Raw genomic sequence first — 14,975 nt, forward strand, 5'->3', positions numbered from 1 at the left:
GAAAGAAAATTCCCAGGCGACAGCCAGGGCGACCTTCGAGAACTCACAAGCTGAAAATGGGATATCGTAGCCGTATGGGCTACAGCACCTCCGAAAAAACAGAGGCTGAAAATTGGGCGATGCAATCGCGGACGTTTTGAACTGGCTTGAAAGCAGGAACGACATCCAAAGCCTCAGGGCCGCGGTGTGCGACCTCAACGGCATCATGCGCGGCAAGCGCATACCGGTCGAGCAGGCGCGCAAGGCGCTCGAAGGCAAGCTGCGCATGCCTTATTCGCTGATCGGGCTCGACATCTGGGGCGAGGACATCGAAGGCAACGCCCAGGTCTTCTCGACCGGCGACGCCGATGGGCTTTGTCATTGGACCGGACGCGGCATCCTGCCCGTCAACTGGACGGCGCATCCCACCGCGCTTCTGCCGCTCTGGCTCGCGGATGAAACCGGCGCGCCCTATCTCGGCGACCCGCGCCGCGCGCTGGCCCGCATCCTCGACCGCTATGCGGCGCTCGGCCTGACGCCTGTCACCGCCACGGAACTCGAATTCTACCTCGTCGACCCGACGTCGCAGCGGCCTGTCGGTCCTGTCTCGCCGGTCACCGGCCGGCGCCTCGATTCCGACGCGGCGCTTTCGATCGACGAGATCGACGATTTCGAGGCCTTCATCCATGACATCTACGAAGCCTGCCGCATGCAAGGTATTCCGGTCGACACCGCGATCGCCGAGAACGGGGTCGGCCAGTTCGAGATCAACCTCAACCATGTTCCCGACGCCTTGCGCGCGGCGGACGACGCGGTGCTGTTCAAGCGCACCGTGAAGGGCATCGCGCGCAAGCACGGCTTCGCCGCCTGCTTCATGGCCAAGCCCTATGGCGAGCGCGCCGGCAACGGCTTCCATGTCCACTTCAGCGTCGTCGACAAGGAAGGCCGCAACATCTTCGACGATGGCAGCGACCAAGGCTCGGAGACCATGCGCCATGCCGTCGGCGGCCTGCTTTCGGCCATGGCCGAAAGCACGCTGGTGTTCGCGCCGCACTTCAATTCCTACCGCCGGCTGCGGCCGCGCTCCTACGCGCCGACCGCCGTCGCCTGGGGCTACGAGAACCGCATGGTGGCGATCCGCATTCCGGGCGGCCCGTCGGCCGCGCGCCGCATTGAGCATCGCGTCTCCGGCGCGGACGCCAACCCCTATCTGGTGCTGGCGGCGATCCTGGGCGCGGCGCTGATCGGCATCGAACGGCAACTGTCGCCCGGCGAGCCGACCGGCGGCGAGGGACAGGGGCTGCCGCTCGCCAAGTTGCCGCCGGACTGGGCATCGGCGATCGCCGCTTTCGAGACCGGGCCGCGTGTCTCGGAAATCTTCCCGGCCGTGCTGCGCGACGGCTTCATCGCCTGCAAGCGCCAGGAACTCAACACCTTCGCGCTCAACGTCAGCGACTTCGAGATCGAGACCTATCTCGAAAGCGTCTGAGTCGGCGCACCCGCTCGCATTGCGATCGGTCAATCCGAAGGTCGGCGCGCGCCTCGATGCGATGGAACGGCGCGCGGATTTTCTGGTGGCCTCGACAACGTCTCCGTTCCGCGCCGCGGGCATGCTCTCCCGCGATTGATGCGGATCAAGGTCGGCATGCCGGGCCTCTGTTTTGGTCCCGTTCAACCCGCAGCCCTGAACGGAGTCCCCCCTGCCATGGTCGGCATCAAGTTGAGCCCTGAACAGATCCATTCTGCACCGCCCGCGCCAGCCGGCGCGTCGCGCGACGCGGGAGGCCAGCTATGAAGAGCTCACCACGGTGGCTGTTCCCCGTTGTTCTGATCGCTCTCGCAGCAGCCGGCTACTACGCGTGGCAGAGATCCAAGGACGGGGCGCCGCCGCAAGGCATCGCCAGCGGCAACGGCCGCATCGAAGCGGTCGAAATCGACATCTCCACCAAGGCGCCAGGGCGGATCAAGGAAATCCTTGTCGGCGAAGGTGATTTCGTCAAAGCCGGCGAAGTGCTTGCCCGCATGGATACCACGCAGCTCGAGGCTCAGCAGCGCCAGGCCGGGGCGCAGCTGCAGCGCGCCACCATCGGGGTCGATACCGCCGGCAGCCTGGTGACGCAACGCGAAGCCGAAAAGACGGCAGCGGCCGCTGTCGTTGCTCAGCGCGGGGCTGAGCTCGACGCCGCCGAGCGGACCTTGGCGCGCTCCCAGCAGCTTGCGGTCAACAACACCGTCTCCCAGCAGGTTCTGGACAACGACCGCGCCGCCGAGCAGAGCGCCAAGGCCGCGGTGGCCGCGGCGCAGGCCCAGCTCGCCGCCAGCGAGGCGGCCATCAACGCGGCGAGGGCACAAGTGGTCGATGCCAAGGCCGCGGTCGATGCCGCACAGGCGGCAATCGAGAGCATCGATGCCGACATTGACGATGCAACGCTGAAGTCGCCGCGCGATGGACGTGTGCAATTCCGTGTGGCGGAGCCCGGCGAGGTGCTCGCGGCCGGCGGACGTGTGCTCAACCTCGTCGACCTGGGAGACGTCTACATGACCTTCTTCCTCTCTACCGCGCAGGCTGGACGCGTCGCGCTCGGCTCCGAGGTGCGCCTCGTGCTCGACGCGGCACCGCAATACATCATCCCCGCCAAGGTAACCTTCGTCGCGGACGTCGCCCAGTTCACACCCAAGACCGTGGAGACGGAAGAAGAGCGCCTGAAGCTCATGTTCCGGATCAAGGCGCATATCCCGCCGGAGCTGCTCCGCAAATATATCCAGCAGGTCAAGACCGGTCTGCCCGGTGTGGCCTATGTGCGACTCGATGCGCAGGCTGAATGGCCGGACGGCGTCCAGGGAGAGCTTGTGCAATGAATGCTCGACCGGACGGCGCCGCGGCCTTGTCTTCAAGACAGGTCGCGCGGCTGGAGAACGTCGGCCATGTCTATGGAAAGGTCGAGGCTCTCAATGCCATATCGCTGGACGTCCCCGCCGGCTGTATGGTCGGCCTGATCGGACCGGACGGCGTCGGCAAATCCAGCCTGCTTTCCCTGATCGCCGGGGCGCGGACGATACAGGAAGGGCATGTCGAGGTGCTGGGCGGCGACATGGCCGATCTCCATCATCGGCAGAGCGTCTACCCCAGGATCGCCTATATGCCGCAGGGCACCGACGCTGTCCGTCTTCGACAACATCGACTTCTTTGGCCGCCTTTTCGGGCATGACCGGCAGGAGCGGGAACGCCGCATCGGTGAGCTTCTGAGGCGCACCGGGCTTGCACCTTTCGCCGATCGGCAGGCCGGCAAGCTTTCGGGCGGCATGAAACAGAAACTCGGCCTCTGCTGCGCCCTCATCCACGATCCGGACCTCCTGATCCTGGACGAGCCGACCACCGGCGTCGATCCTTTGTCGCGCCGCCAGTTCTGGGAACTGATCGATGAGATCCGCAAGAGCCGCGACGGCATGAGCGTCGTCATCGCAACGGCTTACATGGAGGAGGCCTCGCGCTTCGACTGGCTGGTGGCGATGAATGGAGGCCGGGTGCTCGCATCCGGAGCCCCGGCCGACCTGCTTGAAAGGACCGGCGCGCCCGACCTCGACGCCGCCTTCATCGCCCTTCTCCCGCCGCAGAAGCGAGGCAGCCACGAGACAGTGGTGATCCCCCCGCGGCCCGCCGATGCCGACGGTGTGTCCGCCATCGAGGCCGAACACCTCACCATGCGTTTCGGCGATTTCACCGCCGTCGACGACGTGAGCTTCCGCATCGGCCGGGGCGAAATCTTCGGCTTCCTGGGCTCGAATGGCTGCGGCAAGACGACCACCATGAAGATGCTGACCGGACTGCTTGAGCCGAGCCAGGGCAAGGCACGGCTGTTTGGACGCGAGATCGACCCTCGCGACATCGAAGTGCGGCGACGTGTCGGCTACATGTCGCAGGGATTCTCCCTCTACTCGGAGCTGACGGTTCAGCAGAACCTGGTGCTGCATGCCCGTCTCTTCGGCATGGCCGACGCCGCGATCCCGTCCCGGGTCGAGGAGGTCGCGCGTCAGTTCGGTCTGGCCGACAATGTCGACACGCTGCCCGAAGCGTTGCCGCTCGGCATCCGCCAGCGGCTGTCGCTGGCGGTGGCGATGATCCATTCTCCGGAGATACTGATCCTCGACGAGCCTACCTCCGGCGTCGATCCGGTTGCCCGCGACGGGTTCTGGCGGATTCTTGGCGACCTCTCCCGCAAGGGGAACGTGACGATCTTCGTCTCCACGCATTTCATGAACGAGGCGGAGCGCTGCGATCGCATCTCGCTCATGCATGCCGGCAAAGTCCTGATCAGCGACACGCCCGCCAGCATCGTCGAGAGCCGCTCGGCGGCAACGCTGGAGGAGGCCTTTGTCGGATATCTGGAGGAAGCGGCAGGTTTGGAGCAGCCTGATACGCCCGGCCCAGCCGCTGAAATAATGCCGCTCGCGGAAGCGCCCGGTGCGCCGCATAGCCGCCCTGAAAAGAGCCGTGCCGGCCGTTTCTTCGATCTGCGCCGCATGTTCGCCTACACCCGGCGCGAGGCGCTTGAACTCGTACGCGATCCGATCCGCGCCACGCTGGCCACCATCGGCAGCCTCATCCTGATGTTTGTCGTGGGCTACGGCATCAACATGGACGTCGAGAATCTCTCCTTTGCCGTCCTTGATCGCGACGACACGACGATCAGCCGGGACTATACGCTCCAGATCGCCGGCTCGCGCTATTTCACCGAGAAGGCTCCGATCACCGACTATGCCGATCTCGACCGGCGCATGGAAGACGGGGAACTCAGTCTCGCCATCGAGATTCCACCCGGCTTCGGACGCGACCTCGCGCGCGGCCGCCAAGTCACGATCGGCGCGTGGATCGACGGCGCCATGCCGGCGCGCGCCGAAACCGTGCAGGGCTATGTCTCGGGAATGCATGCCGGCTGGCTTACGCGCAAGGCGCGCGAACTCTACGGCGACGCCGCCACCGCCAGCGCCTTCCAGCTCGATATCCGCTATCGCTACAATCCCGACGTACGAAGCCTCGACGCCATCGTTCCGGCCGTTATCCCGATGCTTCTCCTGCTGATCCCGGCGATGCTGGCCGTACTGAGCGTCGTACGCGAGAAAGAACTCGGCTCCATCATCAATTTCTACGTCACGCCCGTGACCCGGCTTGAGTTCCTGGTCGGCAAGCAGATCCCCTATGTCGTCCTTGCGATGCTGAACTTCGCGCTGTTGACGATCTTTGCCATCTTCATTTTTGGCGTGCCCCTGACCGGCAGTCTTCCGGCTTTCGCGGTCGCTGCCCTTCTCTACGTCATGGCCACGACGGCAATGGGACTTTTTCTGTCGACCTTCATGAGCAGCCAGATCGCGGCAATCTTCGGAACCGCGCTGCTTACCATGATCCCCGCCACCCAATATTCGGGCATGATCGATCCGGTGTCGTCGCTCCAGGGCGTGGGCGCGTTCATCGGCCGGATCTATCCGACCACCTATTTCGTGACGATCTCGCGCGGCGTCTTTTCCAAGGCGCTCAGCTTTGCCGACCTGTCCGGCGCGTTCGTGCCGTTGCTCGTCGCCATTCCGGTGCTGCTCGGCCTTGGAGCGGCTTTCTTGAGAAAACAGGCCCGCTAATGCGCATCGCCAACATATACAACCTCGGCATAAAGGAACTGCGCGGCCTCGTGCGGGATCCGATGATGCTAGTGCTGATCGTCTACGCCTTCACCGCCGCCATCTACACCGCGTCCAAGGCGATGCCAGAGACGCTCAATCACGCTCCGATCGCCATCGTCGACGAGGATCAGTCGCCGGTCTCATCGCGTATCGTCACGGCATTTTATCCGCCCTACTTCACCGCGCCCCTGCTTATCTCCCAGCCTGAGATGGACAGCCGCATGGATTCAGGCACGGACACCTTCGCGCTGGACATTCCGCCGAACTTCCAGCGCGATCTCCTGGCCGGCCGGTCGCCAACGGTTCAGCTCAACATCGACGCCACCCGTATGTCGCAGGCATTTACCGGCGGAGGTTACATTCAGTCGATCGTTTCCGGACAGGTGGACGAATTCCTGAACCACTACCGCTCCAAGGCTTCCCTTCCGGTCGACCTCGACATGCGGGCGCGCTTCAGCCCCGAACTCAACAAGGGCTGGTTCGGCGCCGTCACCGATGCGATCTCCTCCATCACGATGCTGTCGATCGTGCTTACCGGCGCGGCGCTGATACGCGAGCGCGAGCACGGGACGATCGAGCACCTCCTGGTGATGCCGGTCACCCCGTTCGAGATCATGACAAGCAAGATCTGGTCGATGAGCATCGTTGTGCTCGTAGCGTCCGGCCTGGCGCTCGTCTTCGTCATCCAGGGACTGCTGTCGGTCCCGATCAACGGATCGATCGCGCTCTTCATGGTGGGCGCGGCCCTCGACATTGTCGCCATGACGTGCATGGGGATATTCCTTGCCACCATCGCCGGTTCCATGCCGCAATTCGGCCTGTTGCTGATGATGGTGCTCCTGCCTCTGCAGGTGCTGTCCGGCGGCGTGACTCCGCGCGAGAGCATGCCGCTCGCTATCCAGGCCATCATGCTCGCCGCGCCCAACACGCATTTCGTCATGCTGGCCCAGGCGGTGCTTTTCCGCGGCGCGGGCCTCGATGTCGTCTGGCCGCAGCTTGCGGCACTGTTGTTCATCGGTACGCTGCTGTTTGCGTTCTCGCTCCGCCGCTTCCGTCAATTCCTGAAATAGCACCGGAATCCAATGCTTCGAGATTGAGACCCGTCTCGCAAGCGCGTAGCGGCTGACCTGCGCACACGGGCTACTCCCCCGACCGCGCGCGCTGGCGCTCCTGCACGATGACCGCCAGGATCAGCAGCGCGCCCTTGGCAAGCAGCTGATAGAAGGTCGGCACGCTGGTCAGGATCATGCCGTTGTTGAGGACGCCGATGATCAGCACCCCCAGCATGGCGCCGACGATCGTGCCCTTGCCGCCCTGCAGCGCGCAGCCGCCGAGGATCGCGGCGGTGATGGCCTCAAGTTCCAGCCCCTGGCTGCCGGAGGCAGGCTGACCGGACATGGTGCGGCTGGCGAGCACCAGGCCGGCCACCGCCGCGGCGAAGCCGCTCATCGCATAGATCGAGATCTGGTAGCGGCGGATCGGAATGCCGGCGAGCCGCGCCACCGTCGGGTTGCCGCCGAGCGCGTAGATGTTGCGCCCGACAACGGTCTCGCGGGTGAAGACGATGAACGCCGCCATCGCGGCGATCAAGAGCCAGATGGCGAAGGGCAGGCCAAGCAGCGTGCCGATGCCCAGCGCGCGCAGGCTGTCGCCGGTGATCGGAATGGAGTTGCCGTTGTTCATCAGATAAGCGAGGCCGCGAAAGGCGGACATCGTTCCAAGCGTCGCGATCACCGCGTTGACCGGGCCGTAGACGATGATCAGCCCGTTGACCGCGCCCGCTGCAAGTCCGGCGAGCAGGCCGGCGAGAATGCCGGCCGGGATCGAGCCGGTCTCCTGGGCGGCGACGGCCAGCACCATTGTGCTCAAGCCCACGATCGATCCGACCGAGATGTCGAGCCCGCCCGACACGATGACGACTGTCTGCGCCATGGCGAGGATGCCGAGGATAGTGACCGCCAGCCCTATGTTGATCAGGTTGCGCGGCGTGAAGAACACGTCGGGCCTGAGCGCGCCGAAGATTGCCAGCAGCACGACCAGCGCAATCAAGAGGCTGATGTTCTGCGCGCCGATGCGGCCAAACAGGCTTGCAGGCGCGCGCTCGCGGCCGGCGGTCGCGGTATCGGTCACAACACCCTCCATTCGATTGCATTCTTGTCCGAGCGCATGGCGAGCGCCAGCACCGCCTCCTCGCTCGCCGCCTGCCACGGCAGTTCGCCGCTGACGCGCCCGCTTTGCATGACCAGCACGCGATCCGCGAGACCGAGCAGTTCCGGCATTTCCGAGGAGATCAGCAGGATGGCGAGACCCTGGTCGGCCAGGCTCTCGATGAGCCTGTAGATCTCCGCCTTGGCGCCAACGTCGATGCCGCGCGTCGGCTCGTCGAGGATGAGCACCGCCGGCCCGCGCGCCTGCCAGCGCGCAAAGACAACCTTCTGCTGGTTGCCGCCGGAAAGTTTTCCGACCGCCTGCTCGATCGACGGCGTCTTCACCCTGAGTTCGGCGACATGGCGGGCGACCAGCGCGCGCTCGCGCCTGCGGCTGAAGAAACCGTAGCGCGACACCTTGTCGGGCACCACGAGGCTGACATTGTCGCGCACCGCCTGCATCAAGAGCAGCGCTTCCTGCTTGCGGTCCTCCGGCACCAGGCCGATGCCGGCCGCCACCGCATCGGCGGGCTCGCGCGGCTTGTAAGGCCTGCCGCCGACCGTCATCCGCCCGGAGAGCAGCGGATCGAGGCCGACGATAGAGCGCGCGACTTCGGTCCGTCCCGCGCCGACCAGGCCGCCCAGCCCGACGATCTCGCCGGCCCTCACCTCGAAGCTGATATCTTCGACGCGGCGCGTGGTGACGCCCTCGAGCGCCAGCCGGACGGGCCCGAGCGCGCGTTCCTTTCGATTGAACAGGTCGCTTACCGGCCGGCCCACCATCAGCCGCACCATGCGTTGCTCGTCGAGTGCTTCGATCGGCTCGTCGGCGACACGGCTGCCGTCGCGCATCACCACACAGCGATCGGCCAGATCGATGATCTCGCGCAGCCGGTGCGAGATATAGATCACCGCGACACCGTCGGCCTTGAGGCGCCGGATGACGCGGAACAGCCGCTGCGCCTCGTCCTCCGTCAGCGACGAGGTCGGCTCGTCGAGGGCGAGCAGCCGTGCCCCTGGCCGCAGCGCGCGCATGATCTCGATGAGCTGCCTGAGCGCCGGACTGAGGCCATGGCAGCGCTGTCCGGGCGACAGCACGTCGACGACGCCAAAGGTGCGCAATAGATCGAGACTGCGCCTTTCGAGATCGGCGCGGTCGAGAAAAATCCCGCCGCGCGCCTTGATGTCGCCGATGAAGATGTTTTCCGCCACTGTCAGCTCCGGGATGATCTCCGGCTCCTGGTGGATGACGCGGATGCCCGAACCATGCGCGGCGCGCGGCGAGCTGAGCTGCACTGGCTGCCCGTCGACCAGCACCAGGCCGGTATCGGGCCTGTGCTCGCCCTCCAGCACACGCATCAGCGTCGACTTGCCGGCGCCGTTCTCGCCGATCAGGGCGGTGATCTCGCCGGCATTGAAGCTGACCGAAACATCGCGCAGCGCCTGGTACGGCACCGAAGCGCTTGCTGACGTTCTCGACGGAAACCACGGGCACGGTCATGGACGGGCGGCTCCGCAGGAAGCCGCCCGCCGCGAGGCCCGAGGGAAGCCTAGGACTTGCAACCGAGCGTGTCCTTAAACTTGGCGAAGTTCTCGCCGCTGATCAGCGTGGCGTCCTGGAAATAGTCCTTCTGCATCTCCTTGCCAGTGGCCTGGTCGTAGAGCGCCTGGATGGCGGCTGCGCCATGCTTGGCGCTGTCCAGCCACATCGTGCCGCGGAAACCCGAGGGCTTGCCGGCGCCGAAGGCCTCGCAGGAGCGCGAGCCGTCGATGCCGATGCCGATGACGTTCTCCGCCTTCATGCCGGCATTTTCGGTGGCGCGCACGCCGCCAAGCACGCCGTCATCGTTGCAGGAGAAGAATATCCACTTCTCGGCATCCGGATTGGCCGTCAGCGTCGTCGACACCACATCGATCGCGTTGACCATGGTGTTGTCGTAGGGGATCGAGACGATGCGCGACTTGATCTCGGGGATCGCCGCCACCAGCGCTTCCTCGGCGCCCTTGTTGCGGCGCATGCAGGTGTCGGCCTTCTGGTCCTCGATCGAGCCGACGCGCACCTTGGAGAGGTCCTTGTCCCATCCTTCCGCCTTGGCGATGCGGGCGATCTCGCCGCCCACCTGCTTGCCGATATTGAGCGCGTTCATGCCGACATAGGCGACCGGCGTGCCGTCGGCGAAGGCGATGTCGTCGTCGACCGCAATCAGGCCGATCTTGGCCGCCTTCGCCTTGTCGGCGACGACCGGGCCGAGCGAGCGGTCCGGCACCACCACGGCGATGCCCTTGACGCCGTCGCCGACATAGGTGTCGAAAGTGGTGACGGCGAGGTTGGCGTCGAACTGCACGTCCTGCACCAGGAGATCGACGCCGAGCTCGACGGCCTTGTCCTTGGCACCCTTGACCTCGCGCACGAACCAGGGATGGTCGCCCATCTTGTTGATGTAGCCAAACTTCATCTTGTCCTGCGCGCCGGCGCCGTGCACCGTCAGCGCGACGGCGGCGGTCGCGGCCGCCACAAGGCATGCCTTGATCATCAGTTTCATGGTTTTCCTCCCTGTCGATCCCGGCCGGCGGGACTTGATCTGCTTGAAACACCTCCCGGCGACCGGCCGCCGGCGCGAAACCTCATTCGTGGTAGAGAACCGATCGCCCGCCATCGATGACGATGCAGGCGGCGTTGATGAACGGCGCCTCGTCGGAGCCGAGGAAGACGGCGGTCATCGCCACCTCCTCCGGCTTGCCGATGCGGCGCGGCGGGTGCAGGTCGTAGATGCGCTGGCGCTCGGCCTGCGGGTCGGGAAAGGTGTTCCAGTAATCGACTGCGATCTGCGTCTCGATATAGCCTGGCGCGACGGCGTTCACGCGTACACCTTCGGCCGCGTATTGGATGCCGAGCGAGCGCACCAGCCCGAGCAGCCCGTGCTTGGCGACCGGATAGGGAAAGGTCGACGGGATGATCGCGAAGGAATGACAGGATGCAATCGCAACGATCGAGCCCTGCTTCCGGGCGCGCATCGCTGACAGCACGGCGCGGGCCGAGTACCAGACGCCGTCGAGATCAACGGCAAAGCAGCGCCGCCACTCCTCTTCGGTGGTTTCCAGCGGCTCGTGGAACACGTTGATGCCGGCATTGGCGACCAGCACGTCGATGCGGCCGAAGGCGCCGAGCGCCTGTTCGGCCATCGCTTCGCAGGACCTGCTATCGGCGACGTCGGTTTCCACGAACAACGCCCGCGCGCCGGCTTCGACAAGTGACGCGGCAACGCTCGCTCCGCTGGCCGCGTCCTTCTCCGCCACGACGATCGCGGCACCCTCCGCCGCCATGGCCCGCGCCGTCGCCTCGCCGATGCCACGGCCGGCGCCGGTGATGATCGCCACCTTGTCCTTGAGACGCCCGGCCATCGTCACCAGTCCACGATGGTGCCATCGGCAAGGACGGCATTGGTGGTGTGCATGACTTCCGGCCTGTAGGGATGCCGGTCGGCGACCGCCTCGTCGACCTCGACCCCGAGGCCCGGCGCGTCCGGGACCTGCCAGCAGCCGTCGACCATGCGGATCGGCCCCTTCACCACCTCGAAATACCAGGGCACGGCACCGACCATCTCTTCCTGGATCAGGTGGTTGGGCGTGGAGACCGCGAAATGCAGCGCCGCCGCACCGGCGATCGGACCGAGCGGATTGTGCGGCGCGACGCCGACGGAGACCGCCTCGGCCATCGCGGCGATCTTCTTCGCCTCGAGCAGGCCGCCGCAGTGGCAGATGTCGGGCTGAACGATATCCGCCGCTCTTGCCCGGAAAAGCTCGTCGAACTCGGGACGGTCGATCAGCCGCTCGCCGGTGGCGATCGGCACCCGCGACTTGGCGGCGAGCTGTGCCAGCGCGCAGGTCTCGCCCGGCGGCAGCGGTTCCTCGACGAACATCGGCCGGTGCGGCGTGAGCGCGTCGATATAGGCGAGCGCGGTCGACGCCGAGGCGGGACGACCATGGAAGTCGACCATGATCTCGACTTCCGGCCCGACCGTCTTGCGCAGCGTCTCCATGAGGCGGCCGACCTTTTCGACGTCGGCCAGCGGAGCGTGATAGTGGGTGTAGGGGATGAAGACGGCCTTCAGCGCGCGATAGCCTCTGGACACGACCTCCGACGCGCGCTGCACCAGCGGCTCCGCGTCCAGCGTTTCGTAGACGGCGCGCATGTCGCCGAGGCCGAGATGCGTATAGACCTTGACCCGGTCGCGCACCTTGCCGCCGAGCAATCGCCAGACCGGCTGATCAAGCCATTTGCCGAAAATGTCCCACAGCGCCAACTCGATGCCGGAAACGGCCGACATGCCGATGACGCCCAGCCGCCAGAACGAATGCTTCTTGAGGATGCGCACCGCCTGTTCGATGTCGCGCGGATCGCGCCCGATCAAGAGCGGCGCAAGATCGTTGACGGCGCCGACGACGGCCTGGGTTTTCCATTCCAGCGTCGCCTCGCCCCAGCCGTAGAGACCCGGCTGGTCGGTCTCGATGCGCACGAACACCCAGTTGCGCATGTCCGCGTTCACGACGCGCGTGGTGATCGCCACGATTCTCAAGCGCAACTCCTCCCAGACGGCACTTAGATCATATGAAATTGAGTTATCATACGATCTAAAAAGACGTCAAGGCGGAAACGTCACCCTTTGGCGTGAAGGTCGTCGGCGGCGATGTCGAGCAGCCGGTTCATGGCGGCGCGGGCGCCGGCCGTGTCGCGGATGCGGATCGCCTCCAGCACCGCGACATGCGCCGACAGAGCCCGTGACTGCGCTTCCATCAGCGGATTGGTGACGAGGAACGTGGCGCGCAGCGCTGCTTCCAGCATGCCGACCAGCCCCTTGAGCACCACATTGTGGCTGGCGGCAATCACGCCCTTGTGGAAGGCGAGATCGGCCTGGCAGACCGCGTTGAGATCGTTCGGAATGTTGTCGCGCATGCCGACCACCGCGCGCTCGATCTCGGCGAGGTCGGCGGCGGTGGCGCGCCTGGCCGCAAGTTCGGCCGCCGCGGGCTCGAAGATCCTGCGCGCCTCCAAGAGCCCGGAAACCAGTTCCTCGTCGTCCTGGATCGCCGGATGCCAGCCAAGCACCACCGGATCGAGCAGCCGCCAGTTGTCGCGCGGCAGCACACGCACGCCGGCGCGCCGCCTGGCCTCGACGAGGCCCTTGGCCGACAGCACCTTGACCGCTTCCCGCACGGAAGTGCGGCTGACGCCCAGCATGACGCAGAGTTCGTCCTCGCGCGGCAGGGCGTCACCGGGAGCATAGTCCCCGCCCAATATGCGGCTGCCCAGCACGCTGACGACCGCGTTGTGCACGCTTGCGCCACCCTGGTCGACCGAAGGCATCCAGCCGATTGCATCCGAAAGAACGATGGTTTCCATGCAATCCTCTCCGATAGAGCACGCCGTTGCCCGCTGTTGTATGAAAGGCAAGGTCTTATGTAAATCTTTTATTCATACGATCTATTGTGTTCATCAACGGGCACGCTCCGGATCCCCAGCGCCAAGCTGCCCTGCCGCTCCCAGCAGGCCTTACAGACGGGCGATTCGTCGCCTGGGCCGCCGCACGCATTCGTTGCCGCCAGATCTGCCGCGGATCGATCTCCAGAGTGACGCTTGCCCCCTGCTTCTGGGGCGACAGACTAAGCTCAAGGTGGGGAGTGCTATTTAGTCGGGCCGATCGCAATCATTTCGATTTCGACGCGCGCGCCGAGCGGGAGGGATGCAACTCCAATCGTCGTGCGTGCAGGAAAAGGCGCGCGAAAATGCATCGCATAGACCTCGTTCATGGCCGCAAAATCAGCCATGTCCACGAGGAAGACATTGCACTTTACGACATCGTCGAAGCTCAACTCTGCTGCGGCCAAGACAGCTGCCAAGTTGCTCAAGCTTTGGCGCACCTGGTCCTTGATATCACCCCCAACAAGTTGGCCCGTAGATCCGTCAATCGGCGTCTGTCCTGACAAGAAGACCATCTCTCCGCTGGCTCTGATGCCATGAGAGTACGGACCGACTGCTGCGGCAGCCTTAGCCGAGATTGAGTGCCTCATTCGTCACACTCGGAGCGATCCACGACCTGCTAAGGTGAAAGTCATATCCTCACCACGACCTTGAGCAATTCCAGGAAGAGTGCGAGCGGTTTTTCGTCCGGAATTGCGTAAGAACAAAACTTAGAGCGGGTCAGCGATTCCGTGTAGAGACTGATACGCTCTAGGAGGCAGTCAACGCGCCGCCCACACCAGTCCGCGGCGCAGCATCGTGCGCATCTGTGGCACTTCGAATTCCTTGGCCACGTGGCCGAGCGACGAATAGAACACCCGTCCCCTGCCGTGCCGGCGCTTCCAGACCACCGGCATGACGACGCCGTCGATCCACGCCGCGTGATCGCCCGAGAAGGTGGTGGTCGCCAGCACTTCGTTCGAGGGATCGACATGCATGTAATACTGCTCGGAGCGGTAGACGAAATCCTCGATGCCGGCTACGATCGGGTCGTCGCGCCGCACGATGTTGACCCGGTAGTCGATGATGTTGCCGGGATGGGCGACCCACTGTCCTCCGCACATGAACTGGTAGTCCGTCGATTCGCGGAATGCGTCGCCCATGCCGCCATGGTAGCCGCCGAGGCCGACGCCGTTTTCGACCGCTTTGGTCAGGTTTGCCTCTTCGGCCTTGGCGAGCTTGGACATGGTGTAGATCGGCACGATCAGACTGAGCTCGGCGATCGCCGGATCGGCGAACACCGCGGTCGTTGTCTCGACGCGCACGGCAAAGCCTTCCTCCTCGAGCATCGCCTTGACGGCACGCGCCCCAGCCTCAGGCTCGTGCCCTTCCCATCCGCCCCATACGATCAATGCCTGCCGCATCTTCCACTCCTCATACGTCAGCCGCGGCCGAATCTGTGGCGCGGTGGCGCGGTGCGACCATCGCTGCAAAGCTCCGCCGAGTCGAGTTGGAAAGTATCCCTCCGGTCTGGGCCGCGGCGGGTGCGGTCTGTGTTAAGCTGCAGCGATGGAGATCGACACCGACAAGATTGATGATGCAGTCCTGGCGCTGCTTTGGCTGACCCTGCACAATGAACGGTGTGCTTGGAAAGGCTTTGACTGGGACGTGACGGATCGACTTCACCGGAAGGGATTGATCGCCGACCCGGTCAACAA

The 14,975-nt window shown here is 65.0% G+C and carries 12 protein-coding genes and 1 pseudogene; 5 read left to right on the forward strand and 8 right to left on the reverse strand.

Going from position 1 to position 14,975, the window contains the following annotated elements:
- Nucleotides 1-112: 112 nt before the first annotated feature.
- The 4 genes and pseudogenes from EN853_RS16215 to EN853_RS16230 all read left to right on the forward strand — a co-directional run bounded on the left by EN853_RS16215 (nucleotide 113) and on the right by EN853_RS16230 (nucleotide 6,722).
- Nucleotides 113-1,468 carry a glutamine synthetase family protein gene (locus tag EN853_RS16215; RefSeq protein WP_127860758.1) on the forward strand — a complete coding sequence of 452 codons (1,356 nt, stop codon included), beginning with the start codon at nucleotides 113-115 and terminating at the stop codon, nucleotides 1,466-1,468.
- A gap of 302 nt (nucleotides 1,469-1,770) precedes the next feature.
- Nucleotides 1,771-2,838: an HlyD family efflux transporter periplasmic adaptor subunit gene (locus tag EN853_RS16220; protein WP_127860759.1), complete on the forward strand. Its 1,068-nt coding sequence runs from the start codon at nucleotides 1,771-1,773 to the stop codon at nucleotides 2,836-2,838.
- Nucleotides 2,835-5,610 (forward strand): annotated as a pseudogene (rbbA, locus tag EN853_RS16225) (ribosome-associated ATPase/putative transporter RbbA). The gene EN853_RS16220 and the pseudogene rbbA overlap by 4 nt, the downstream one beginning before the upstream one ends.
- Nucleotides 5,610-6,722: an ABC transporter permease gene (locus EN853_RS16230; protein ID WP_127860760.1), complete on the forward strand. Its 1,113-nt coding sequence runs from the start codon at nucleotides 5,610-5,612 to the stop codon at nucleotides 6,720-6,722. Before rbbA ends, EN853_RS16230 begins: the two are co-directional and overlap by 1 nt.
- 70 nt (nucleotides 6,723-6,792) lie before the next feature.
- On the opposite strand, the gene EN853_RS16235 is transcribed toward EN853_RS16230, so the two are convergent.
- The 8 genes from EN853_RS16235 to EN853_RS16270 form a co-directional block, all read right to left on the reverse strand.
- Nucleotides 6,793-7,782, reverse strand: a complete 990-nt coding sequence (locus EN853_RS16235) for an ABC transporter permease (RefSeq protein ID WP_245517015.1) — start codon at nucleotides 7,780-7,782, stop codon at nucleotides 6,793-6,795.
- A complete protein-coding gene (locus EN853_RS16240) occupies nucleotides 7,779-9,254 on the reverse strand; it encodes a sugar ABC transporter ATP-binding protein (protein WP_210234795.1) in 1,476 nt (491 codons plus the stop codon). Before EN853_RS16240 ends, EN853_RS16235 begins: the two co-directional genes overlap by 4 nt.
- Nucleotides 9,255-9,349: 95 nt before the next feature.
- A complete protein-coding gene (locus EN853_RS16245) occupies nucleotides 9,350-10,342 on the reverse strand; it encodes a substrate-binding domain-containing protein (RefSeq protein ID WP_245517012.1) in 993 nt (330 codons plus the stop codon).
- 82 nt (nucleotides 10,343-10,424) lie between these two features.
- Nucleotides 10,425-11,201 (reverse strand): SDR family oxidoreductase, encoded by a 777-nt coding sequence (locus EN853_RS16250; RefSeq protein ID WP_127860762.1) that lies wholly within the window; start codon nucleotides 11,199-11,201, stop codon nucleotides 10,425-10,427.
- A 2-nt stretch (nucleotides 11,202-11,203) separates the two neighbouring features.
- Nucleotides 11,204-12,367 carry a galactonate dehydratase gene (gene dgoD / locus EN853_RS16255; RefSeq protein ID WP_245517035.1) on the reverse strand — a complete coding sequence of 388 codons (1,164 nt, stop codon included), beginning with the start codon at nucleotides 12,365-12,367 and terminating at the stop codon, nucleotides 11,204-11,206.
- A gap of 89 nt (nucleotides 12,368-12,456) precedes the next feature.
- Nucleotides 12,457-13,200: a FadR/GntR family transcriptional regulator gene (locus EN853_RS16260; RefSeq protein ID WP_127860764.1), complete on the reverse strand. Its 744-nt coding sequence runs from the start codon at nucleotides 13,198-13,200 to the stop codon at nucleotides 12,457-12,459.
- Between the two features lie 281 nt (nucleotides 13,201-13,481).
- Nucleotides 13,482-13,868, reverse strand: a complete 387-nt coding sequence (locus EN853_RS16265; RefSeq protein WP_127860765.1) for a Rid family detoxifying hydrolase — start codon at nucleotides 13,866-13,868, stop codon at nucleotides 13,482-13,484.
- A gap of 171 nt (nucleotides 13,869-14,039) precedes the next feature.
- Nucleotides 14,040-14,681 (reverse strand): ThuA domain-containing protein, encoded by a 642-nt coding sequence (locus EN853_RS16270; RefSeq protein WP_127860766.1) that lies wholly within the window; start codon nucleotides 14,679-14,681, stop codon nucleotides 14,040-14,042.
- 145 nt (nucleotides 14,682-14,826) lie between these two features.
- On the opposite strand from EN853_RS16270, the gene EN853_RS34595 reads away from it, so the two are divergent.
- Nucleotides 14,827-14,975, forward strand: a 149-nt coding sequence (locus EN853_RS34595; RefSeq protein ID WP_245517034.1) for a DUF6429 family protein, incomplete at its 3' end; no start/stop codon positions are given.

The organism is Mesorhizobium sp. M1C.F.Ca.ET.210.01.1.1 (assembly GCF_004791585.1).
GTDB lineage: Bacteria > Pseudomonadota > Alphaproteobacteria > Rhizobiales > Rhizobiaceae > Mesorhizobium.